This window comes from Candidatus Hydrogenedentota bacterium (genome assembly GCA_018005585.1).
Lineage (GTDB): Bacteria > Hydrogenedentota > Hydrogenedentia > Hydrogenedentales > JAGMZX01 > JAGMZX01.
In genome coordinates this window covers 21143-45613 of the sequence record JAGMZX010000022.1, presented here as the reverse complement: position 1 = coordinate 45613, position 24471 = coordinate 21143, and the positions used below count along the sequence as shown (strand labels likewise).

Sequence of the window (24471 nt, the reverse complement as noted above, 5' to 3'; positions counted from 1 at the left end):
TCGGCCGCTACCTCGAGACTGCGCCGGTAACAGCTGGCGAGCAGTTCGGGTTCCCGGTGCTGACCATCGCGATAGACCGGCCCGACCGTGTGAATCACGTATTTCGCGGGCATGCGCCCCGCGCTCGTGATCTTGGCGTCGCCGGTGGCGCACCCCCCCAGCTTTCGGCATTCCGCCAGAATGGCCGGCCCCCCAGCGCGATGGATAGCCCCGTCCACGCCTCCGCCCCCCAACAAGCTGCTATTCGCCGCATTGACGATGGCGTCCACCTCTTCCCCGGTGATATCGCCCTCAACCACTTCCACAACCGCTTTGCCCAGTCTGATTGACATGTCGGCCTCCTCTCCGGTGCGGCAGTGCGCACCGATCTTCTTCCCGCGTGTCCCGCATGGCCACTGTCCCGGCAGGCAGCCCGCCCGGCCGCGAAAGGAATAAGCGCCGCAGGGGTGCGGTTTTTCATTATACCCTGCATGTGTCCCAATAGTCCCTGCGATGAGCTGGAAGGAAGCGTCATGCCAATGGATCAGGCGGTAAAGGAAGAACAGCTCAAGCTCGCCGAGGAACTGCTGTTTTCCGGCGAGCGCCTGCCCAGCTTCGCCAAGGGTTTGTATGCCGGGCTGTTCGATGCGGGCCGCGTGTTTCCTTTTCCGCAGCCGTCAGAAGCCGAGACGCGTGAGAGCGAGACGTTCATTCAGCGGTTGAACGCCTTTATGGACGCGCATCTCGATCCGGACGCCATAGACCGGAACGCGGACATTCCCCGGGACCTGATCCGTGGTTTCGCGGATACCGGTCTCCTCAGTTGCACCATCGATCAACGGTATGGCGGGCTGGGCTTCTCGCAAACTCAATATTGCAGAGCGGTCGAACAGGTGGCCCGCCGGTGCGGGTCCACGGCGCTCTTCATCAATGCGCACCAGAGCATCGGCATGAAGGCGCTGCTCCTCTACGGCACGGAAGAACAGAAAGACACCTGGTTGCCGCGGCTTGCGCGCGGGGAGGCCCTGGCCGCGTTCGCGCTGACCGAGATGCACGCAGGCTCGGACGCCGCGAACGTTCAGACCCGCGCCGTCTTCCACCCTGAGAAAAACGCCTGGGTAATCAACGGCACAAAACAGTGGATCACCAATGGTTCCATCGCGGACGTGCTTACGGTCATGGCGCGAACGGAAATCAAAGGCGAAGACAAGATTACGGCATTCCTGGTCACGCCGGACATGCCGGGGTTCAAGGTGACCGCGCCTGCCCTGGAAAAGGTGGGCATGCGCGGCACGCGCACGGCAAAACTGGCATTCAAAGACATGGAAGTGCCCGCGGCGAACGTTCTCGGCGAACTGGGCCGGGGTCTGCACATTGCCCTGCACGCGCTGGATTTCGGGCGCACGACCTTCGGGGCAACCTGTTCGGGCACGGCGAAATACTGTGTCGAGCGCGCCATCGATCATGTCCAGAAGCGCGTCCAATTCAAGCAATCCATCGCCCATTTCGACTTGGTTAAAGAGAAGATCGCGCGTATGGCCGCATATGCCTATGCGATGGACGCGATGACGCAACTCACGGCCGGACTGGTGGACCGCGGCGAAGAGGATTACATGCTCGAGACGGCGATGCTCAAGGTCTTCGCCAGCGAGAAGCAGTGGGACATCCTCTACGACACCATGCAGCTGTTCGGGGGCCGCTCCTTTTTCACGGATGAGCCGTTCGAGCGCATGATGCGCGACGCGCGATTAAACTCGATCGGCGAGGGCTCGAACGACGTGCTGCGCGCGTTTATCGGCCTCGTCGGGATGCGCGATATCGGCATGCAGTTCAAGGACGTTGCGGACACGCTTGGCAAGCCGCGCATGCTCATCGGCAAGATCTTCGGGATCGGCAAGGACAGCGCCCGCAAGCTGCTCGTGACGCCGTCCGTGCCCGTACGTAAACCGGAACTGCGGGAAGAGGCGCGGCAACTGGGCGAACGCGTGCGCAGATTCGGCCTGGCCGTGCAACGCTTGATTGTCCACTACCGGGAAACAATCCTGGATGCTCAATTGGAATTGAACCGCATTGCGGATGCCGCCATGGCGCTCTACGGCATGACCGCGGTGCTTGGGCGCCTCGACAGCGAATCGGCCCGGGACGAACACGCAGCCACGAACCTCGCCACCGGCAAGTTGTACTGCACCTTGGCCCTGGATACGATTGACCGGGCCTTGGGCGGCATTGTGCGCAACCATGACGATGCCGTCCGCAACGTGGCGCGGCGCCTCACGGGGTGCTGAGCATGGCGGTGCGCGGCGTGGCGAAGGCAAACGAACCATCGCAGACAAGACGGCACAACCTGCGGTCGCTCGCCGAGTCCTTCCTGGAGCAAGAACACGCGCTGCAGCAGGGCGGCGGCGCGAAGGGCCTGGAACGGCAGCACAAGCTGGGCCGCCTGTTCGTGCGCGAGCGCCTTGCCCGATTGCTTGACGACGACGAATTCTTCCTCGAACTCGGGCTCTGGGCCGGTTACAGGCTGTACCCGGAGGTCGGGGACACGCCCGCCGCGGGCTGCGTCGCGGGGATCGGCCTGGTCCACAACCGCCCCTGCATGATCATCGCCAATGACGCAACGGTGAAGGCCGGCGCGTTTTTCCCCATGACATGCAAGAAACTGTTGCGCGCACAGCGCATCGCCTTCGAGAATGCGCTGCCGGTGATATACCTCGTCGACTCCGCTGGCGTGTACCTCCCGATGCAGGACGAGATCTTTCCCGACGAGGACGATTTCGGGCGCATCTTCCGGAACAACGCCGTGTTTTCGGCGGCCGGCATCCCCCAGTATGCGGCGATTATGGGCAACTGCATCGCGGGCGGCGCGTATCTGCCCGTACTCTGCGATAGGACGCTCATGACGGACGGCAGCGGGCTATACCTCGCGGGACCGGCACTGGTGAAGGCGGCCATCGGCCAGGACACGGCCCCGGAGGATCTCGGCGGCGCGCGCATGCACGCCGAGATCAGCGGCACCGTCGATTTCCGCGAACCGGACGACCCTGCGTGCCTGGCGCGCATCCGCGAACTAATCGCGCTGCTGCCCGCGGAATCCTGGACCTGGCCGCACGAGGGGGCCTTTAGCATCCCGCCTGAGCGAAACCCCGAGGAAGTGTATGAGCTGGTAGACGTGGACGGCAGAAAGGCGTACGACGCGCACCGGCTCATTGAGACGATCATCGACCGGGATTCGTTCGTCGAGTACAAACCCGAGTTCGGCAAGACGCTTATCACGGCCTTTGCGCGCATCGGCGGCCAGGCAGTGGGCATCGTCGCCAATCAGCGGCTGCAATGCCAGGCGCCGCAGCAAGGCATGCAGATTGGCGGCGTTATCTACGCCGATAGCGCGGACAAGGCGGCGCGTTTTGTTCTGGACTGCAACCAGACCGGCCTGCCGCTGGTGTTCCTGCAGGACGTGCTTGGATTCATGGTGGGCAAACAGGCGGAGCAGTCCGGAATCATCAGGAGCGGCGCGAAGCTCGTTAACGCCATGAGCAATAGCGTCGTGCCCAAGGTCACCGTAGTCGTCGGAGGCAGTTTCGGCGCGGGCAACTACGCGTTGTGCGGCAAGGCGTATGACCCGCGCTTCATATTTGCATGGCCGAACGCAAAGTACGCCGTCATGGGCGCGGCCCAGGCAAGCGGCGTAATCTTCTCCATTCGCCAGAAAGTGCTTGAAGAGGAAGCGCGCAAACAGGGCATCGAGGTAGACAAGGGTGAGCTCGAGGCGCTGCGCCGCCAGGTGCATGATGACTACGAGGAGCAAACCGATATCCGCTACGCCGCCGCACGCGGATGGGTGGACGCGATCATACCGCCCGACAAGACTCGCGAAGTGCTGATCACGACCCTGGGCCTTGTGAAGCGGCCAAGGCCCGGCGTCCGTTTCCATACGGGCGTCATTCAGACGTGAAAGTCCTGAAGAACCGCATCATTCCCGCGCCAGTTTCAAACGTGTCTTCCGGCAGTATTTCCGGGTAGAATATGCACATTCGCGTGGGTTTCGCGCATTCCCATGTCTGGCGCCTGATAAGAACTGATGGGAGGGTACAGGGGTGAGGCCCGAGATCCGCGATGAAAAGGTGCGCGAGGCCGACTGCGCGCCCGAGCAGCTTCAAGTGCGCGTCCTCAAGTACGTTCCGGAACTTGGGACCGGCAGACCGCTTGGCGTTGAGGCCTCTCGCTTGCTCAGGGTCCGCGGCCGCACATCGGAGGAGGATGTCCCCCTGAGGCGTACAGGCAAGATGCCCCACGGCAACGGCCTCAGGATGGCCGCGCTGGCGCTCCCGCATGACGTGACCTTGGTGACGCGCGACAAGCACTTCCCGGAAGGGGACGATGTCATCCGCGAACAGTGGCAATAGAGATTTGACGTGATGAAGCAGTCTGTGCCGCTCACAGATTCAACTTGTTGGACTGCGTAACCTTGAAATCATGGGTTCTCATATGAGTATCCGCATAGGCAACGCTCAGGGCTTCTGGGGCGACAGCAGCGACGCGCCCGCGCGGCTCTTCTCGCAGTGTTCCGAACTCGATTACCTTACGCTGGATTACCTGGCGGAAGTATCGCTGAGCATCATGGCGCTCCAGCGGGACCGAGACCCCCGCGCGGGGTATGCGCGCGATTTCGTGCAAGTTGTGCGCAGCCTCGTCCCCTTCTGGAAACAAGGCCAGCGCACGAAAGTGGTCTGTAACGCCGGCGGGCTGAACCCCGTGGGATGCGCGGAAGCGTGCGTGGCCGTGTTGCGCGAGGCCGGGTTGTTCCGCATGAAAGTCGGCATCGTCTCCGGTGATGACGTGCTGACCCGTCTTCGCGAGGACCCGGCCAATGCGCATTTCCAGGACCTGGAAAACCGCCGCCCGCTTGCGCAGGTCGTCGACCGGCTGGTCACCGCGAACGCCTACATAGGCGCAGACGGCGTGGCGCGCGCGCTTGCCGAGGGCGCGGATATCGTGGTCACGGGACGCGTCGCGGACCCGAGTCTCACCGTGGGCATCTGCGTCCATGAATGGGGCTGGGGCCTCAACGACTTTCATCGCCTCGCCGCCGCCACGGTGGCGGGCCACATCATCGAATGCGGCGTTCAGTGTTGCGGCGGCATTGCCACGAACTGGCTGGACCTGCCCAACCCCGCCGATATGGGATTCCCCATCGTAGAGATGGAGGAATCCGGCGAGTTCGTCGTGACAAAACCCGAAGGAACCGGCGGACGCGTGAACCTCGAAACGACCAAGGAGCAACTCGTCTATGAAATCGGCAATCCGGCCCATTACCTGAGCCCGGACTGCCGCGTCGATTTCACCACGCTGCACCTTGAGGAAGCGGGCCGCGACCGGGTGCGCGTGCGCAACGCGCGCGGCGCGCGCCCCACGCATACCTACAAGGTCAGCGCCACCTACCGCGACGGCTATTGGGCACAAGGCCTGCTCACCATATTCGGACGCGACGCCGTGACGAAAGCGCGCCGGTGCGGCGATGTCATCCTGGAGCGCCTGCGCCGCGCGGGATTCGATTTCGCTCGCACGAATATCGAATGCTTGGGCGCCAATGCCTGCGCGGCCGGGGTGCTCGCGCCGCCGCCTTTGCTCGAGACTGTCCTGCGCATCAGCGTGGCCGACCCGCGCAAGGAAGCGGTCGAGCGCTTCGCAAGCGAGATTGCGCCGCTGGTTACCAGCGGGCCGCAGGGCGTCACGGGCTACGCGGCGGGGCGCCCGGACCCGCGCCCGGTGTTCCGTTATTGGCCGTGCCTGATTGCGCGCGAGGATGTCACCGTCGAAACCCGCGTGTTTGATGTCTGAACGCATAGGAGAACGCGATGACTCGGATCCGGCTGGGCGAGATTGCACATGCGCGCAGCGGCGACAAAGGCGGCGGCGCAAACATCGGTGTCATCGCGTACACTCGCGCGGGGTATGTCGTACTGCGCGAATGCCTGACCGCGGCGCGTGTCGCGGCGTTCTTCGCGGCGCTGGACCCCGGCCCGGTGGAACGGTATGATTTACCCAATCTTGGCGCGTTGAATTTTGTGCTGCCGCGCGTGCTGGCGGGCGGCGGCAGTTGCAGCGTGCGTATTGACGCACAGGGCAAGACGCTGGGTCAGGCGCTGCTCGAGCTGCAGGTTGAGATAAATGAGGACTTGCTACGGGACTGTTATGGCCCCCGCAAGGGAAACGGATAAGGGGAACGCCATGAGCGGCTTGGTACTGTTTAGCAAAGGCCCCGAATCGGTTGCGTACGTGACGTTAAACCGGCCGGAGAAGCGAAATGCGCTGAATATCACCATGTTGCGCGCGTTGAGCGACGCGTTCGAGACGGCCAACCGGGACGAGGCGGTTCGCGCCATTGTATTGCGGGGCAACGGCCCCGTATTCTGCGCCGGTCTCGACCTGGAAGAGGCGCTGGACGACACGAAGGGCCACGAGTCCGCGGAACAGCTCGCGCGATTGCTCGAAACGGTCTATTACTCGCCCAAGGTCACGATTGCCGGGGTGCACGGCGCGGCGCTGGCGGGCGGCGCGGGCCTCATGTCCGCTTGTGACCTGGCCGTTGCGACAACGGATTGCGTTTTTGGCTTTCCCGAGGTCCGGCGCGGTCTGGTCGCGGGGTTGATCATGACATTCGTCCGCCGTCTGCTGCACGAGCGGCATGCTCGCGAACTGCTGATGCTGGGCGAGATTGTGAAAGCGGAACGGGCCGTGGCCATCGGCCTCGTATCGCACTGCGTGCCGATAGACATGCTTGAAGAGCAGATCGAGATGATGGTCTATCTGGCCTTGCAGGGCGGCCCCGAGGCAGTCCGCAAGACCAAGGTGTGGTTTGATGAGGTATGGCACCATCCCCTGTCGGACGACCTCCAACGCGCCGTCGAGATTCACATGGACGCCCGCGGTTCAGCCGAGGCGGAGGAGGGGCTGCGCGCCTTCCTCGAGAAGCGCGAAGCCTCGTGGCGCAAGCATTAGGCGGCCAGCCTGCGAGCCCGTTCAGCGGCAACAAGGTGTGCGCGCCTGCCAGGCAAGTAATGGGCAGCGGTTCCGTGTGCCGTTCTGCTCTTTTGTGGAAACAACGGAGTGCTTGAACATGCTCTCACAGACTGCCAGCAACATCCCCCTTGCCGATTGTTTCCGGTCGTATCACGTCATCCTCGAGCCGGACCAGGATACGCCGGAATGGTGGGCCGGCGCGCCCTCGGTGGTGCGCACCACGGCAGGCGTCTTCTATCTCGCGGCACGCATGCGCGAAGGCAATTCGCCCCGCGGCAAGCGCGGTTACGAGGTGCGCCTGCTCAAAAGCGAGGACGGCAAGCATTTCACGCCTATCCATCATCTGAAGCGTGAAGACGCGCGCGTGCCGGGCTTCGAGCGGCCCGCGCTGGTGCAGCTGCCCGGCTCCGGCAAATTCCGCCTCTACGGCTGCGCGGGGCTCGAGACCGGCTGGTCTATCCTGGTCTTCGACGACGTCGATGACCCCGCACGGTTCGACGCGCGAACCGCAAGGGTCGTGCTCGCCCCCAATGCTCCCTGCGACGAGACCGCCCGCGTGCGCGGATACAAGGACCCGGTCCTGCACTGGGACGGTTCACAATGGCACATGTTCGTCATCGGCACGGATTTTGTCGAACGCATTCACCATTTTGTCAGCCGGGACGGCATGGAATGGTCGCCTGCCGGCGCGACGCCGGTGTTGCCGAATTCAGGCTGGCACGATTTCTTCACGCGTCCCGCATGCGTCCTGCCCATGCCGGTGGGTTGTCTGTTCGTGTATGAGGGCTCCCATTTCCAGTGGTACGACCCTGTCTACAACATCGCCACCGGGCTGGCGTACACGCTGGACCTCAAGACCTTCGTCGACCTGACCCCCGATGTGCCCCTGCTATGCAGCACAACGCCGGGCGCGTGTCATACCTGGCGTTACTCGCACTGGCTGCGCGCCGGCGACGAAGTGTACGTCTATTTCGAAGCGGCCCGGCCGAACAGCACGAACGAGATTCGGCTGGCGATACTGCCGGGCCCGCCCTGGCCGTGAGCGCTTTCCCGGCTTTCAACGTGTCAACTCGCCATCCGCTCCCGCGTCTCTTCGTACTCCCGCGGCGCGGGTCTGCAACTGGGCATGGGGCCGAAAACCGGCTCGTAGAAGGCCCGGATGCGCTCGAAGTCGGCGTGAATGTCGCCTGTGGGGTACAGGAACGGCCCGCCGCACATGACCCTGTTCCGGTAATCAATGTAAGTGAGCCACACCGGCACCCCGGCCCGGTGCGCAATCCAGTAGAATCCGGTTTTCCAATAACGTACCCGCTTCCGCGTCCCGGACGGCGTGATCATTACGTAGAGCCGGTCATGCCGCCGGAGCGCCCCAGCTATCTGATCCACTGCGCCTTTCCGTTCGCGCCGGTTCACGGGGATGCCCCCTAGCCGGTACAGAAGCAGGTTCAGCGGCCACCGGAACACCGTGTCCTTGATAAGGAAGCAGAGAGGCACCCGCATGGCCAGCGCCCCGAGCAACCCGTAGAAGAAATCCCAAGCGCTGGTGTGCGGCGCGGCAATAATGACGCTCTTCTTTACAGGCGGCGATTCCGCCACCACCCGCCAGCCCAGTATGCACAGCAGGGCGCGCGCAGACCAGGAGATGAATGCCCCAACATGTGTCCGCGTGACTGTTTTCTCGTGCATGGTCCCAACCCTCGTGCGCCTCATCGCGCTATCTGCCGCGCACGAATTCATGCAGACAGCGCCGGGCCACGACGCCGCTGGCGCGCAGAACGGCCCCAATCGCCTCGCGGGGCGGACACGCGCCTCGTGCCCCATGCGATGTGCCGACGTGCTTCTTTATCTCAAAAAGGCGCGGGAGGTTCCCCGGGCAGTGCGGCGGGCAGTGCTACGCGGGAATGTCCGCCATCCCCCCCCACGTTGCACCCAAGAAACCAGAAATACGAGCAGAAAAGCCCGGATGTGCCGAAGCCGGCCGGTGAAAAGACACATAATAGCCAAAATCGCAGTATTTCGTGATTTTGGGATTGACATCGTGTCGGACATGTCTTACACTTCGCTCCGGTCCTGGAATAGGGCGTCACGGACGGGTTGCCCTCCCGAAAATGCCAAGAAGGGGCTGTAACGGTGTTGACATATTCTCCGAATTGTGACAATCTTGGCCGTCTCCTGTGATAAAATAGGGTATGTAGTCGATTGCGCTGCGAGAATTTGAATGAGAATAAACGCTAACCATAATCCGTCAATAATTATGCGCGCAGCGCCGGAGTGCAAAGCGTAGAAGGCCTTGGGTTAGGCTGCATGAGGTACTCAAAGAATGGAGGCTGATTTCAGTCAGGACGAGTTAAAGGCTATTGAGGTGCACAAGTATCATTTGTCGCAGCAGAAAGGGTACGACGTGGGTCTGGACTTTGCGATAAGGGATTGGCTGGAACATCACGCCAAGCAGTGGCGGATGCAGCACATGATGGCCATGGAACGCAAGGCGATAGAGGACCACAAGTGGATCGAGTCGGAGAAGGCGCAACGCGACCTCGGCGCCGAGGCGGTGTTTGAATGGATCAATAAATACGCCGCGCAATGGCGCCAGTGGTACGAGCAGGAATACTGCCGCGTCGAAGCCTGACCCTGTTCTCCCCTAATTGCGTCTTTCGTTCGGGCGGCGCGCTGGTTGTGCTGCCGCGCGGCGGCACCGGCGGGCAACGTGCAGCATCCTCATTGGGAAACGGCTTCGGGGAGTTGAATGGGCGGGAGAAAACGCGAATAATGGCCATGCGGAAGGGTGAAGTGTGTCGGCGCGCGCGTAGCTGGCACACTGCCTTCAGAAGGGGTGTTGGTGCAACTCACAGTGTCACCTGAGATGGCCGCGCTGCTGGAACGGGCTACGGCGCTGAGCGTCGGTCAAGGCAACTTCTACGTGGGGGTGGAGCATGTCTTCACGGCGCTGCTCGAAAACCCCGAGAAACTGCCGCGCGCCGTGGTGGACCGCTACTTGAACAGTCTGCATGCCGCGGCGCGCGAAGTGAACCGGCGGGGCTGGCGCGGCGCGGTCCCGTCCGTTTCAGGCGAGATTTTCTATTCGCCCCGGTGCATCGCTGTGACCAACGCCGCAACCCGGCTTGCGCAACGGCTCGGCCGGGACGCCGCGGGCGCCGGCCATTGGCTGCTGGCAGTGCTTTCGGACCCGTTATCGGGGCCGAGCCGGGCCATGGACGGGCTGCAACTGGGCCGCCGCGAGTGCGGGGGATTGTTGCGCGCGGAACTCAGCCAATTGCCCGAGTTTGTTCCCGAGGCGCGCCCCCCTTCCGATCACAGGGAATTACCGGGGCCGGAACAGGCGGCCGCCAAGCCGAAATCCGGTCTGGCTTCGCTGACGCGAGACCTGACCGCTGCGGCGGCTCAGGGCGAGATTGCGCCCGCCATCGGACGCGCCCAGGAAATGTTCGAGATATTGCAGATCATGGCGCGCAAGACAAAGAACAACGTCATGATCGTCGGTGAGGCCGGGGTGGGCAAGACGCAATTGGTGGAAGGCGTCGCGGTCAAGATTGCCGGGGGCGAGACGCAGGGGCTTCTTCCCCCCTATCGCATCTTGGAACTGAATATGGCCGCGCTGCTGGCGGGCACACAATATCGCGGCGCGTTCGAGGAGAAGATGCTCGCGCTAATCGAGGAGCTGCGCCATGCGCGGGACACCATTCTGTTCATTGACGAGGCCCATCTTATTATGGGCGCGGGCGCCACGGAAGGCGATTCCATGGACGTGGCGAATCTGCTGAAACCGGTGCTGGCACGGGGCGAAATCCGGTGCATCGGCGCGACGACGCTTCAAGAATACCGCAAATGCGTCGAAAAGGACCCTGCAATTGAGCGGCGGTTCCAGATGCTGCGCGTTGAACAGTTGTCCGAAGAGGCCAGCATAGAGGTGCTGCAGCACCTGAAACCCAAATTTGAGCGGCACCACGGCGTCCACATCAGCAACCGCGCAATTCAGGCTGCCGTGACACTGACGGTAAGGCACATGCCCAACCGGCAACTGCCCGACAAGGCCATCGACGTGCTGGACCAGGCCTGCGCGCGGTACCGGCTCCGCGCGATCGCGGCGAGCCAGAGCCAGTTGCACGCGGAGCAGTTGCTGGGGCAGCGCCCCGACGGCAAGATCACGCCCCATGACATCCGCAAGGTAATCAGCCAGATCACGCGCATTCCCCTCGAGGAACTCACGAGGGAGGAACGGCTGCGCCTTACGGAGCTCGAGCGGTGGCTCAAGGAACGGCTTATCGGCCAGGACGAGGCCGTGACCCGGGCGGTCGCCGCGGTGAAGAAATCGCGGGCGGGCCTCGCGGACCCGAACCGCCCCGATGCGGTCATGCTGTTCTTGGGACCGACGGGCGTAGGCAAGACGCGCCTTGCAAAGCTGATGGCGGACGCGCTGTTCGGGTCGGCGGACCATCTCATCACGTTCGACATGTCGGAGTACGTCGAGGAACATTCCGTTTCGCGGCTGCTGGGCGCGCCGCCGGGCTACGCGGGATGCGAAGAGGAAGGCCGCCTGACCGGAGCCGTGCGCACGACGCCGTTCTCCATCCTCCTCCTCGACGAGATTGAGAAGGCGCATCCGCGCATCTTCGACATTTTTCTTCCGGTCTTTGAGGAGGGCCGTCTGAAGGATACGCGCGGGCGCGAAGTCAGCTTCCGCAACACAATCATCATCATGACATCGAACGTGGGGGCCAGCGTGTTGTGTCGCGGTGGCAACGACAGCGCGCGTCTCACGCTGCTGGAGGAACTGCGGCGTCATTTCCGGCCTGAATTCATCAACCGCATCGATGAAATCGTGCCATTTCACCCGTTGTTGTCGGAGGACATCCGCAGCGTGCTGCGGCTCGAAATCAACGAACTGCGCAAGCGGCTGAAAGAGAGGAACATCGGCGTCCGCATGTATCAGCGGGCGTACGAACACCTCGCCGAGCTGGGCAATTGCGCTGAGTCCGGCGCGCGCGAATTGCGCCGGGTCGTCGACGAATACATCACCAGCCCGATCAGTGCGATGCTGCTGGAGGATCGGTTCCAGGCGGGCGACATGATCGACGTGCTGATGGATGATGAAGGCGCACTCGCGTTCCGCATGGGCGCGCCATCGCGCGGCGCGCAGGAGAAAAACGCGTGAACACGCAAGGCGTTCACGATACCTTCGAGATTATCAACGGCCCCGAGGACGGAACCGGTTTCGCGATTACGCGGCTGCCCTGCGACATCGGAGCGGACCCGGCGTGCGCCGTAAACATCACGACGGACCGCATGATCCGCCCCGTCCATGCGCGTATCACCGCGGCGGGCGACGGTTACCGCGTACGCTGCGTAGACGGGGCCGTGGTTCGCGTCGACGGGCGGCGCGCGGGCAGTCTGCGTTCGCGCGTCGTGCGTCAGGGCGGGGTAGTGCAGGCAGGCGACACCTTCCTATACCTCCAATGCGTGCCCGGCGGGCTGGCAAGCCGCAGTCGCGGCATCTCGACCGGCAACGACGTGCTCTGGACCTCGCGGCTGCTGGCGGGCAAGCTGCTTCTCCTGTGCCGGGCCGGCCTGCGCAGCCTGCACCGGCTTTTCAACAGCGCACTGAGCACCGTGGTCATCATCCTGGTGATTCTGGTATTGCTCAGTCACTTCTTCCCGGATCTCCGCATCCGCCTGATGAGAGGGCTCGAATACCTGCGGTGGCGGGCGCTGCTCTTCCTGCAATAGGGGCCAAAAAGCAATCGCGGGGACACAACCGGCGTCATGTCCCCGCAACAGGTCAGAACGAAATCAGAACTTGAGCTGCGTGTCGAAATAGACGTAGTCCATCTCTTCGTCGTCGGTGCCGGCAAGCAATTCGTGGCCATTCTTGAGCACAAAGCTGCCGTCACGGACCCCATCGCCCGTGAATAACCGCTCCCAGCCGATCTTGATCCACCAGTCCTTCGAGTACTTGTACATGAGCCACGCGTGAGCGGTGTACCCGATGTCGTCCGCGGCTTCTTCGGTCCAGAAGCTGAGGTTGGCCGCATACGGCACGTGATACCCGCCCAGGCGGAACCCGGCGGGCCAGTCGAATGGCTCATTGATGCCGAAATAGGCAAGGCTCAGACCCGTACTGACGGCCGGCGTCAGTTCGAGGCTGACACCCGTGCGCAGTTGGTGAAAGTTCGTCAAGGCAGAAGCGCCGCCGAGAATATCGAAGTTGGCACTGTACCACACGCCGGAAAAGATGCGGTTAAAGGAAAGACTCGGCTCAGGCTTGTCAAACGGGTTCAACCAGTCCCAAAAAGAGATGTCGCGATTATCGTCGCCGGAAAAATAGGCGCCGCCAATATAGACGCGTGGCTTCACTTTGGCGTCGGCAAAGGTATAGCCAACTTCGAAATCCGCCGCGTAGGCGTCGTACTCAGCGCTGTCATCGGCATACAGCAGGAACGGCGTCTGCGTATATAGGGTAAAGGCGCCCGTGGCTGGATTCTGCAGGTACGGCGTGGCCCGCCCCCACTGATAGGCCAGTTGCAGGTCGTAGTCGAAGTTGGCGGCTTTCCCGTCGAGATGGAGGCCGAGCGTCTGCACGTTCGTGGACTCGTAGTTGTCCAGGTCCGCCAAGCCCTCGAGCCATTCCCAGAGCAGGCCCCGGTTGGTCAAGCTGATGTCGGTCCCGTCATGGAGCAACAAGTAGTACATTTCAATCGTGAGTTTTTCGATGCCTTTGTATGCACCCCAGACACCGTAAAAATCAATATCGTCATCCGCGAAGTCGTCAAAACGCTCGGCCAGTTTCGTCCACCAGGCGTCGACCGTGAAGTCGTCGTGCGCATAGGTAGCACGCACGCCGTCGTACGAGATGCCCAGCGTCGGGGACACGCGGCTGCCGACGAGCCAGCTCTCGCCGAAAACGAGTTCCTGGCGGCCAACGCGCAGCGAGACTGGATAGCCCAGTATCTCCTTGGCGTCGATGTAGGCCTGGAACACCTCTACGTCGTCACCCGTCCACGCCCTGCTGTCCACGCCTGTCAGGTAATTCGAGCGGAATTCGTTCCCGAGCGCATTGGTTTCGCCCCAAAACCCAAACGACTCCAGTTCGATGAAGGCGGACACGTCGTCGGTGAAATTGGCGGTAACATTGAGCACCGTCCGCTGTTCCACAAAGGTCCGGTCCGTACCGCGGTCGTCCGCGTCATAGACGCTGGTCAGGCCGAACAAGCCCAGCGCCCGCTCCGGCACGGTCGTGGCGGGAAACCGCTGTTCGCGGCCAATGAGCGTTGTGACGCCGTTACGGAAGTAGCGTCCGCGAATGCGGAGTTCGCCGCCGACCATGATATTCTGGAGTTCGGCAAAGGCCGAACCGGCAAATGACAGTATAAGTGCGACAAGAAGCAGTCTGCGCATGTCTGTTTCCCTTCCGCTGATTACCGCCGCCCGGTACGAGTGCACTCCTCCCCCGACTGCGAGCAGCGTGACCCATGTATCCGGAAAAGATCATACGGAAAAAGCGGCCGTTAAGTAAAATGAAGCGTGCACCGGCTTTTCGCGCCAGCAACCCGGACCGCGCGCCTGGGAACCAGCCTGATTCAGCGGCCGGGACCGCGCGCCATTTGATTTTAGTATGGCGTCATGCTTGAATGGCGCGCCTGCCCGGGGAAATGCGCATCCAAACGCAAGGAGGACGGTTTCATGGCGTTGAACGTGGCCATTGTCGGCATGGGTAACATCGGAAACGTGCACGCGCGGTGCTATCAGCAGGACCCGTTCGCGAAGATTGCCGCGGTGTGCGACATCATCCGGGAACGCGCCGACCGTGCCGCCGCGAGTTACGGCTGCCCGGCCTTCTACAGCGTCCAGGACCTTCTCCGGTCCGGCATCCGGATCGACTGCGCAAGCATGTGCACGGCGGGCAAGGAAAACGGCGGCGACCACTACCGCCCGACGATGGAACTGCTCGAAGGCGGCATCCCGGTACTGGGCGAGAAACCCATTTCCAACGAGATTGCCAAAGCCGGGGAGATGGTGGCGCTGGCCAGAAAGAAACGGTTGCGTTACGGCATAGACCTGAACCATCGTTTCACGCCCGCGGCGCGCCTGGCGAAGGAATGGGTGGAAACGGGCAGGCTCGGCCGCCTTCACATGATCAACATGACGATGTGGATCGACAATCCCAACGAGACCTCGCCGCATTTTCATATCCGCGCGCTGCATCCGCATTCCATCGACGTGATGCGCTATTTTTGCGGCGATGTGGTCAGCGTTCAGGCATTCTTTCTGCGGGGCGAGACCCGCGAAGGCCGGAAGCGCAAATGCTGGTCGAACGTGCAGGCCAACATGCAGTTCCGGAACGGCGTACTGGGCCATTTGACGGGCAGCTATGACGCAGGCGGCGGCTTCGGTCTCGAACGGTGCGAGGTGACGGGCAGCCGCGGCCGTTTCGTTCTTGACGACGCGTGCGTTGACCTGACCTTCTGCGGCCGCGACACGACGGCGGCCGAAACGTATCATCATCTTGGCGGCATGACCGGATTCGGCGAGACATTTTCGTCGCGGATCCACCGCTGGCTGGAGCAGAACGAGCAGAAGGCCGCCCCGAAAGACATCGACGGGTCGGGCGAGGACGCGCTGCGCGCGCAGAAGATTATCGAGGCATGTATCGCCTCATGGGAACAGCGGAAGGTCGTCGACGTGGCGTATTGAACGCGCCGGGGAGTACAGGATGCGGTTGGGCGTAAACACGGTGCTTTTCTGCGGCTTCGATTTCCGCACAGCCATGCAGCACATCAAGTGGGCCGGCTACGGCGCGGCGGAGATCAGCGCGATCCAGGGCATGTGCGAGCATCTGCGCCTCGACGCGTGGCAGCATCAAGCGGCGGAGATCAAGGCGGTCAGCGTGGATTTGGAACTGCCCATCACGGCAATGGAAGAGGCCGCGCTGGACGAGGAGCGGCTCCTGAGAGCGTTCGAAGCGGGCGCCGCGCTGGACGTCCCCGTCGTAAACATCGGCCCGGGCGGCTCGAAGGACAACCCCAGCGACCTGGACCGGTGCGTCGACCTCATGGCCGCGTTGGCGGAGAAAGCGGAGCCCTTCGGCGTAACCTTGTGCGTGAAGGCGCACGTGGGCGCGGCCATCTGGAACACGGCAACCACGCTCGAAGCCATGGCGCGCATCGATTCGCCCGCTTTCGGCATCGACATGGACCCGAGCCATATCCATCGCGCGGGCGAAATGCCACGAGACGCCTTGAAGCGCGTCATTTCGCGAGTGAGGCACGTACACATCCGCGATTGCGCGGGACCGGGCCCCAGCCCCGGCCCGCCGGAATTGCAGGCCTGCGGACGCGGCGATATTGACCTGCGCGGCTACTGCCGGGTACTGGCCGAAGCAGGATACGCGGGGCCGGTGAACCTCGAAGTCATCGGTGCGGCGGAATATCCGCTCAGCCGGTGCGCCATCATCGCCGCGGAGAGTTACGGGTACTTGAACGCCTGCTTGCAGACCTGCGACGCGTAATGAATCGCGAACCGGGCTATTGACATGAGCCATTGGGAGAACCTCTGATGCCGAAACGCTTGCCCAATGTCCTGATTTTCGCCATCGACAGCATCCGCCGGGACCACATGAGCTGCTACGGCTATCCGCGCCTGACAACACCGCACTTCGACCGGATTGCGGCGCGAGGCGTCCTGTTTGAGAATGCCTTCAGCGCCTATATCCCGACGACGCCCGCCTATTCGAGCATCCTGACCGGGCTCGACGTGGTGTCACACCAACAGGTCGCGCTTGGGCCGAAAGGTCCGCTGCCGGAGGACCGCCCTACACTGCCGGAAATCCTGCGCCATGCGGGGTATCGTTCGGCCGTCGTGGGTTTCGACAAGGGTTTCTACCGGGGCTTCGACAAATATCTGAACTTCGAGGGTTGGCCTGCGTGGGAGGACCGTCCCGCGCGCAAGGCGGAGAACCTGAACGCGGTGGCGATTCCGGAAATGGAACGCATGCACGCTTCAGGCAAGCCTTGGCTGCTTTTCCTGCGCCACATGGACCCGCACTCACCCTACTTGCCGCCGCCGCCGTTCGACCAGTTGTTCTACTCGAAGGACCCGTGCAACAAGCGCTTGCCGGACACCATGAAGCCCGTGTTCGCCTTCAAGCCCTTCGCGGACTATTTCAAATCCTGGATGCCGCCCGGCGTCCGGGACAAGGATTACGTGATCGCTCAGTACGATGGCGAAATCGCATACATGGACGCTTGCTGCCAGCGCATTCTGACGCGGCTCGAGGAACTCGGTTGCGCGGAAGACACTCTCATCGTGGTCACTGGCGACCACGGAGAAACGCTGTACGATCACGAGGCGTTCTTCGACCATCACGGCCTCTACGAGCCCACGCTGGTCGTGCCGCTCATCTACTACTGGCCGGGGCACGTGCCGCAAGGCGCGCGCACGAAGGCCGTCTCATTGCACCAGGACCTGATTCCGACACTGCTGGACGTTTGCGGCCTGAAACAACACGCGAAGGGCCTTTCATTCGATGGAGTCTCGCTATCACGCTATTTCGAGGACCGGCAAGGCAGCCCGCGCTCCGATTTTTACATCACCGAGTGCACGTGGATGCGCAAGCACGGCTGGCGCACCCCCATCTGGAAATTCTGGGAAGCGCTCGAACCGGATTTCCACGACAAGCCGCCCGTGGAGCTTTACAATCTCATCGAAGACCCAGGCGAGGCGCACAACCTCGCCGGCCAGGAGCCCGAAATCGTGGACATGCTGCGCGCGCGCATGAACGGCTGGATCGACGGACGCTGCAAACAGACCGGCAAGACCAACCCCATCCTCGACCATTGGGTGGGCAGGGACAAATATATCGGCTCGATTGCGACGGCCAAACAACTGCAGCAAAGCGCGAAAAAAGGCCAAAAGGGTTAACCACAACGTTCCGCGCCGCCGCGGAGGCCCGCGTGTTCTTTGGTTTGACGTTCCCGGTTCATTAGAATGTGCGTATAGTCCGGCCCGCTGTAAATGAGATACCGCCAATGCAGATTGACCGCCGCAACTATTCCCGCGCATGGACAATCGCCGGCCTCCTCCTTCTGACGGCCGTGGGGGCCTTGCTGCGCGCGCATGACCTGGAACGGCAGTCCATGTGGTTCGATGAATACTGCGCGGTCACGATGCTCCAGGATACGCACGAGTTTTACCGCCTGCTTCCTATGGACCACGGAAACCGCGAACAAATGCCGCTCTACTTCGCGCTGCTTTACCTCTGGGATGCCGTCTTCGGCGGCGGCTTGGCGGCTTGGCGGAAGATCAGCGTCGTCATCGGCGCGTTGTCCATTCCCGTGATGTACGCCTACGGACGAAGCATGTTCGGCCGTAGATGGGGCTGGTTTGCCGCGCTGCTGCTGGCCCTGTCTCCCTACGGCATCATGCACAGTCAGGGGATACGGCCGTATCCTCTCGAATTGCTGCTGGGACTGTGCGCCGCATTCGCCTTTTCCAGGACCCTGCAAACGGGCGGCCTTCTGTGGTGGGGCCTGAATGTGCTCTGTAACGTATTGCTCGTCTGGTCACACCTCTTCGGCTGCTGGCTCCTGCTCGCGCAAGGGTTGACCCTGCTGGCATTTCGCCCCCGGCGTTGGCGCGGCACGGCGCTTTGGACCTTGGCGCACGCACCGGGCATCGTTCCGCTGCTTTATTTCGTGCTGAGCCGGTCCAGCCTGGCGGAACCGTCCCTGACGTCCACTTGGTACGATTGGCTTGCAAGCTATTTCTTTCTGGACGCCTATCGTATCGCTATGGCAGTGGACGGTGTGCGTATCGCGGGAGACGAACTGGTCCTCGGCGCCGCGGCTTCCGCACTCACAACGGCGTTTCCAATCGCCGCCGGCGTCTGGACGGGCGGCGTGATCGTATCGTATCTGGCATACTTCGGGACACTGGTCCGTCCGCTTCGGCCCGTGGCCGCTTCGCCGGCTACCGCCGAGCCTGCCGCTGGATATCGCAGCGAACAAGCTGCGTTCCTACTCCTCTGGATTGTCCTGCCCACCGTCCTGACAGTCACGTTGTCGTTTCTGATCGTGCCTTGCTTCCAGCCGCGCTATGTTATCTACGTGCTGCCTGCAACGTATCTGGCTATCACAGGCGCATGCGCGCACTGCGCACGGCACGGTCTGCGCAGGGCGGGCATAGCCTTGGTCCTGGCCTCCTTCGTCACGCTCACTTCGATCGAACTGGTCTTGCCGACAGGCCCGAACTATGTCGGGCCCATCCGATATATCGAGGCGCGCTGGACTGCGGGGGAAACCATTCTGCTGTGCCCCGATTCCGATAGGGACGCGTTCGGCATGAACTTCGCGCGGCCTGACCCGCCGCTTTCGGGCTGCCGCCGCCTGACCGGCCTTTACGATGCGCTTGAAACGGCTCTTGTCAGCACGAACCGCGCTTGGGTGGTCATTGGCCGTCCCCCGTCAATTGTCGGCGCGGCCCACGGCAGCCGCTTTGAGCGTTACTGCACGTTGCGGAACATCCGGTGGGCCAAGACGGTCTTTCCCGGACGCTGGAACATGCTGCTATATGCCTGCGCGCGGCCCCAGGGGTTCGTTCGCTTGCAGAAAGACCCCGAAATCGATGCCTTCAGCGCGGCGCTCACGGATTCGCTCGAAGATGCGGCGCTGCGATGGAACCTCGCACGGGCATTGGAACAGCAGCAACGGTTCTGCGATGCCGCGGAACAGTACAAGCGCATCCTTGACACGGTGGAAGAAACGTCGCTCGACCCCGAGACGCTATCGGAAAGGCTGTTCGAGGTTGGCTGGGACGACAGTCCGACGGGCGCGAACATTTACGAGAGTCTTGTTGGTGAAGTGGCCGTGGCATGGGTGCGCGCGCTCGCCGCATCGAGCCAGCCGGAGGCGGCCCGCCGCACCCTCGAACAAGTGCGCGCCGCATATCCGGCATGCTCGGTGCTGCGGGAAATGGTGATTCCGGCAACGGCCAGCCGCGCTCCAACTCCGCAGATCCCCGCGGCGCCAGGAAGATTCTACGCCTACCGTCTGGACGAGCACCTCCAAGAAGCCGTGACGACATCTCCCCCCTCCGGGGAATCGCAGCCCGGCGCTGTCGCGCTGTTTCCCGGCGCCGGCGGGTGGACACCGGGCAAGCATGACTCCGTATTCGAAGTCGAGGAAGACGGCATCACCTTAACGGCCAAGGACCGTGACTTCCTGCAATCCCCGCTGTCCATCACGTGGTACGGGCCGGAGGTCGACTCGATTACGATTCGCATGACGGTTTCCGGCTCGGATGAGGTGCTGGTATCGTGGCACCCGACCGGCACACTGTGGGACTGGTGCGACGAAGACGGGAATTGCATCATCCCTATCCGCGTATCACAACCCGGCACGCCGCAGACCTACGCCGTCCGGGTGGATAGCCTTCCCCGCTGGCAGGCGCGGGCAATCGACGGCCTCCGCATCATCCTGCCGCGAGGTGGCGAACTGACCCTGCACGAGGCCACCTTGAATACGCAGCAGGCGCTCTTCCCATCGGGAGCGGGCGCCCGGGAATTTCGCATCGGCAACTCGCTGCGTTCCTGCCTCTACGTGCGCACGCCCGCGAAAACCGAATATGCTTTGCGCCTGCCGCCGGACGCACATTTCACGGCCGCTGCCGGCATAGTGAACGAAGCACCAGCCGTGACATTTTCGCTCGACGTGTACACCGCCGCGGGGTCGCGTACGCTCTCGTCTCTGGAGGTACTTTCCGACGCTTCCTGGCTCGACATGGAGGCCGACCTCTCCGCGTACGCGAATCAGGACGTGCGTCTGGTCCTGCGCACGGACTGCGTTATGCCGGGCAATATCGCCTTGTGGGCCAACCCGATTATCGTGCAGCAGCGTCAGACCATCGCCGCGCAAGAGGTCCCGAACATTCTCTTCTACGTGGTGGATTGCCTGCGCGCAGACCATCTGCCCATGTACGGTTATGACCGTATGACCGCGCCTAACCTCACCGGCTTCGCGCGACAGGGCATGGTCTTCAACCGCTGCCTGGCCCCGGCCACGTGCACGCGCCCGTCCATGGCCTCGATATTTCTGGGCGTAGACATGCTGGCCCACGGCTTGGATTGCTTCGACAGCACGGAAATCAGCAGCATCCCGACGTTTGTCGAATTCCTGAGGCAAGCGGGCTACAACACCGCGGCGTTCACGGAAAACCCCTACACTCCGCCGGATGCGCCCAAGCGCCGCGCCTACGGCATGGTCGAGGACTTCGACGAACTTAGCGCGGGCCGGAACGGCGACACGCGCCGCCGCGTGCAGGAGTTCCTGAGACAAACCCGAGACTACCCCTTCTTCGCGTACGTGCACACGATGGAATGCCACGTGCACATCCGCGGTGCAGGCGAAATGTTCTACGAGAGCGCCCCTCCCTACCAGGGAAAGTGGACGGCGCATCCGGCAGACCATCTCAACGCTTTTGACGAGTGCATCTTGCTCAGCGACGCGAACTTCAAGTGCATCTGGGACGAAATCGCGGCGCTCGGCCTCGCGGACGAGACGTTGATCGTGTTCACGGCGGACCACGGAGAAGGTTTCGGCGCGCACCCCGGGCGGATAATCCACAGTTACGAGCCTTACGACGAACTAGTCGGCGTACCATTGATCGCCGTGTGGCCGGGGCGCATCCCCGCGGGCGTGCGCATCACGGAAAACGTACAATCGCTCGACTTGGCGCCGACTTTCCTCGACGCCGCCGGCCTGGCGCCCTTCGCGGGCTTCCAGGGCATGAGCCTGTGGCCCACGCTGCGGGAAGGCGCTTCGCAGGTCGCGCCGGACCGCGTCCTGTTCTCCTATGAAGGCCGCGATGCGCGCAAGACCACCGGCATAAGCGCCATGCAAGGCGCGTTCAAGCTGTTTGGCCCCCTGTATTCGCCGCGCAAGAGGCTGTTCCACCTTGATGAAGACCCGGGCGAAACACGCAGCGTTCGCAAGGACCACGGCGGACTTGTGGAGGCGCTGGAGCAACGGGTGCGGCAACATTGGCCGGAGCAATTGACGCTGCGGGAACGGTTCCGCCCCAAGGCCGAGCAAGTGGTCTCGGTCGACGTCGAGCGGGACGAAACGCTTCGGGCAATCGGCTACCTCGAGTAATTCGCGCCAAACCAGGGGACGCGAAGACTGCTCAACGCGTCCGCGTCATCCGGGTCGCCCGGATCTAACCCCATGATGATCTCCGTGAAGTCATCGATGCCGTCGCCGTCCGAATCCCGAGATGTGGGATTCGACTCGTGTCCCTGCGTGCCGAATACCTCGTCGTAGTCGCTTAGCCCATCGCCATCGGTATCGGCGGCGCCGGGGTCCGTCACATATCCATAGGTCCCGCTCGTCTCGGCTGCATCCGAAAGCCCGTCGCCGTCGGTGTCCACGTCGTTATCCTGAATCGTGACGACAACGGACGAAGCGGCCGGGTCGAGTTCTGCGCACTGCGGGTCGCTGAGTGTCAGAATCACGGTCTCCGCCGGTTCCAAGCTGGTATCTTTGAGTATGACCAGTTCAATGTTGGCCGCATCCTCGCCGGGGCCAAAGTGCAGTAAGCCGGACTCCTCGATAAAGTCTTCGCCGGGCGTTGCGCTGCCTGCGGCCACGGCGTAGGAAACGGCGGCGCCCGCGGCGCCTGCGGGCTTGCTCAGACTGACACCGGCCGGAAACACACCCGCGTTTTCGGCGGCGGAAAGGGCCGTCTCGGCGAAACCCGCCTGGGCAACGGAATTCAAGTAATCCTTGATGATAACGTACGTGATATCAAAACGGCCGTAGTAATCAGGATCGGTTGGCGTTGAACAGGATGCGCCGCCGCCCCAAAGTTGGCCGATAATTTGCTGGGTCGCGGAGGTCATCAGCGGACTGCCCGAGGACCCGGGTTCCGTGGTGCCGGCATTCCAGGTGACCTCGTGAAACCAGGTGGAATGCGGGTTATCGGTGTTGGTGAGGCCGCCGAAGCATATCCGCTTGAAATCGCCACGCGGATGATGGATACACGCGACGGGCGTCGCGAGCGGCGGCACACTCGTGGCCCAGCCGAGAAAGGTAAGGCCGGGCGGCGGGTCATTGCGCAGACGCAGAAGACAGAAGTCATTGCCGCCGCCGGTGTCCCCGCGACCGCCCATGAACGCCAGGCGGTCCGCGCCGCCCGTCGTGCGCGGCACCGTCGCGGGCGGCGGCGCGACCCCGTTGCAGCCATCCGTCTGATAGAGCCAGTACACCTCAAGAGAGTCCGCCCGCTGGACAGTCGGGATGCAGTGGTTGGCCGTGAGCAGATACGGGGTCTGCGTGCACGGATCCAAGTCCACGATGAGCGAACCCGTGCACCAGAGCGAACCCGTCAGCCCGATCGTGCCGAGGCCGCCGACGCCGCGCGCCGTGCCCGCCCACGCCGGATAACAAGTCACGTCCAGATTGCACGCGCCGGCGAAGGCGCGGGTTTCGAGCAGTGCAATGGGGTCCCGGTACAAGTGCGCTACACGCGCGACGCGCAATGCGACGCTTTCAGGGGCCACGCTGTCCGGCGCGCGGCATTCCAGCGCCACGTCCGCGGAAAAGCAGGTCGGAGTCCAGAATGTCCCGCCGGCCGCGTCTGCTGCCGTGAAGGGGCCGTAACATTCCCTTGTATCACCCATGTTGTAGGCAAATACTTCGCAGCCTGCGGGAAGCGTTGCAGCTGATATTTCAATACGCAATCCAATAGCTTTCGGCGATTGAACCAGCACGTTCCAGACGCGCGACCCATCCGGCAGCGCCTGCCATGGGCCCGCGCCTGTGCCTATACCGGTCTCCAACGGCGGGATGACCTCGCGGAACACGCCCGTACGCACGACACCTTTCCCGCCGGACGCGTCGGCGCGCGCGTCTTCCTCAAGGAACGCGCCCGGGTCTAGGGGCGGCAGGAGCGCCGCCTGCGCGAAGCCGATGCTGTACCGCACGGACCAGGGCGTCCTTGGCTGCGGCGCACTCAGCGCCACGGCCGCGCCCGGCTCGGCCGGCGCGGAAATCGCGCGCGGCGTCCAGGTCTTCGCGCGTATGCCGAGCGCGTGCCGTTCCTCGGGGCTAAGCAAGCGCCCGTCCTTGGCGTAGAGATCGAAGGCACGGGGATCGCCACCGCCCGCACGCGCAACGCGGTAGCCGGTCACTATGGCCCGCTCGTCCCCGTCTGTCCGTTCGCACCACGTCAGGAGCAGCGTGTATTGGCCCGTGGGATAGCCTTGCGTCGCGAGAAACGCCGCCGCCTGTTCATAGGTGGGCGCTTCATCCAGCGAGACCGCGTCCAGGCAGCAGACGGGCAGGAAGCAGACAAGAAACAGCCGCGCACGCGCGGCACGGCGCAGGCGGCTGTGGTCGCACAATGCCGCCATAACGGTCTGCAACGTGGCGCATCTCTGTCTGGCCATGCGCATGCAAATCACGT

The 24471-nt window shown here is 63.0% G+C and carries 18 protein-coding genes; 14 read left to right on the top strand and 4 right to left on the bottom strand.

Features of this window, described 5'->3' with window-relative positions:
• The coding region (locus KA184_05835) for a macro domain-containing protein (protein ID MBP8129083.1) at positions 1-332 on the bottom strand (332 nt) is incomplete at its 3' end.
• 186 nt (positions 333-518) lie between these two features.
• Here KA184_05835 and KA184_05830 point away from each other — a divergent pair.
• The 7 genes from KA184_05830 (at position 519) to KA184_05800 (ending at position 8041) form a co-directional block, all read left to right on the top strand.
• A complete protein-coding gene (locus KA184_05830) occupies positions 519-2264 on the top strand; it encodes an acyl-CoA dehydrogenase family protein (protein MBP8129082.1) in 1746 nt (581 codons plus the stop codon).
• Between the two features lie 2 nt (positions 2265-2266).
• The gene (locus tag KA184_05825; GenBank protein MBP8129081.1) at positions 2267-3931 is read left to right on the top strand and encodes an acyl-CoA carboxylase subunit beta; all 1665 of its coding nucleotides are present in this window, start codon (positions 2267-2269) and stop codon (positions 3929-3931) included.
• A 142-nt stretch (positions 3932-4073) separates the two neighbouring features.
• A complete protein-coding gene (locus KA184_05820) occupies positions 4074-4382 on the top strand; it encodes a hypothetical protein (GenBank protein MBP8129080.1) in 309 nt (102 codons plus the stop codon).
• An 82-nt stretch (positions 4383-4464) separates the two neighbouring features.
• Complete coding sequence (locus KA184_05815) at positions 4465-5817, top strand: DUF1446 domain-containing protein (GenBank protein MBP8129079.1); 1353 nt, start codon at positions 4465-4467, stop codon at positions 5815-5817.
• Between the two features lie 17 nt (positions 5818-5834).
• Positions 5835-6197 (top strand): hypothetical protein, encoded by a 363-nt coding sequence (locus KA184_05810; GenBank protein ID MBP8129078.1) that lies wholly within the window; start codon positions 5835-5837, stop codon positions 6195-6197.
• Between the two features lie 10 nt (positions 6198-6207).
• Positions 6208-6978: an enoyl-CoA hydratase/isomerase family protein gene (locus KA184_05805; protein ID MBP8129077.1), complete on the top strand. Its 771-nt coding sequence runs from the start codon at positions 6208-6210 to the stop codon at positions 6976-6978.
• Between the two features lie 118 nt (positions 6979-7096).
• The gene (locus KA184_05800; GenBank protein MBP8129076.1) at positions 7097-8041 is read left to right on the top strand and encodes a hypothetical protein; all 945 of its coding nucleotides are present in this window, start codon (positions 7097-7099) and stop codon (positions 8039-8041) included.
• A gap of 23 nt (positions 8042-8064) precedes the next feature.
• Here KA184_05800 and KA184_05795 read toward each other — a convergent pair whose 3' ends face one another.
• The gene (locus KA184_05795) at positions 8065-8685 is read right to left on the bottom strand and encodes a 1-acyl-sn-glycerol-3-phosphate acyltransferase (GenBank protein MBP8129075.1); all 621 of its coding nucleotides are present in this window, start codon (positions 8683-8685) and stop codon (positions 8065-8067) included.
• 634 nt (positions 8686-9319) lie between these two features.
• On the opposite strand from KA184_05795, the gene KA184_05790 reads away from it, so the two are divergent.
• From KA184_05790 to KA184_05780, 3 genes are all read left to right on the top strand, one after another.
• Positions 9320-9628 carry a hypothetical protein gene (locus KA184_05790; GenBank protein ID MBP8129074.1) on the top strand — a complete coding sequence of 103 codons (309 nt, stop codon included), beginning with the start codon at positions 9320-9322 and terminating at the stop codon, positions 9626-9628.
• Between the two features lie 210 nt (positions 9629-9838).
• The gene (locus tag KA184_05785; protein ID MBP8129073.1) at positions 9839-12172 is read left to right on the top strand and encodes an ATP-dependent Clp protease ATP-binding subunit; all 2334 of its coding nucleotides are present in this window, start codon (positions 9839-9841) and stop codon (positions 12170-12172) included.
• Positions 12169-12744 (top strand): hypothetical protein, encoded by a 576-nt coding sequence (locus tag KA184_05780; protein MBP8129072.1) that lies wholly within the window; start codon positions 12169-12171, stop codon positions 12742-12744. The genes KA184_05785 and KA184_05780 overlap by 4 nt, the downstream gene beginning before the upstream one ends.
• Positions 12745-12807: 63 nt before the next feature.
• Here the strand turns inward: KA184_05780 and KA184_05775 are convergent, their stop codons facing one another.
• Positions 12808-14412 (bottom strand): alginate export family protein, encoded by a 1605-nt coding sequence (locus KA184_05775; protein ID MBP8129071.1) that lies wholly within the window; start codon positions 14410-14412, stop codon positions 12808-12810.
• A 285-nt stretch (positions 14413-14697) separates the two neighbouring features.
• Here KA184_05775 and KA184_05770 point away from each other — a divergent pair, with 285 nt between their 5' ends.
• The 4 genes from KA184_05770 (at position 14698) to KA184_05755 (ending at position 22160) form a co-directional block, all read left to right on the top strand.
• The gene (locus KA184_05770; GenBank protein ID MBP8129070.1) at positions 14698-15708 is read left to right on the top strand and encodes a Gfo/Idh/MocA family oxidoreductase; all 1011 of its coding nucleotides are present in this window, start codon (positions 14698-14700) and stop codon (positions 15706-15708) included.
• Positions 15709-15727: 19 nt separating this feature from the next.
• Positions 15728-16522, top strand: a complete 795-nt coding sequence (locus KA184_05765) for a sugar phosphate isomerase/epimerase (GenBank protein MBP8129069.1) — start codon at positions 15728-15730, stop codon at positions 16520-16522.
• A gap of 47 nt (positions 16523-16569) precedes the next feature.
• Complete coding sequence (locus KA184_05760; GenBank protein MBP8129068.1) at positions 16570-17934, top strand: sulfatase; 1365 nt, start codon at positions 16570-16572, stop codon at positions 17932-17934.
• Between the two features lie 107 nt (positions 17935-18041).
• Entirely contained in the window at positions 18042-22160 is a 4119-nt protein-coding gene (locus tag KA184_05755; GenBank protein MBP8129067.1) for a sulfatase-like hydrolase/transferase, read from the top strand.
• On the opposite strand, the gene KA184_05750 is transcribed toward KA184_05755, so the two are convergent.
• Entirely contained in the window at positions 22148-24454 is a 2307-nt protein-coding gene (locus KA184_05750) for a trypsin-like peptidase domain-containing protein (protein MBP8129066.1), read from the bottom strand. The two genes, KA184_05755 and KA184_05750, sit on opposite strands and share 13 nt — an antisense overlap.
• Positions 24455-24471 lie beyond the last annotated feature (17 nt).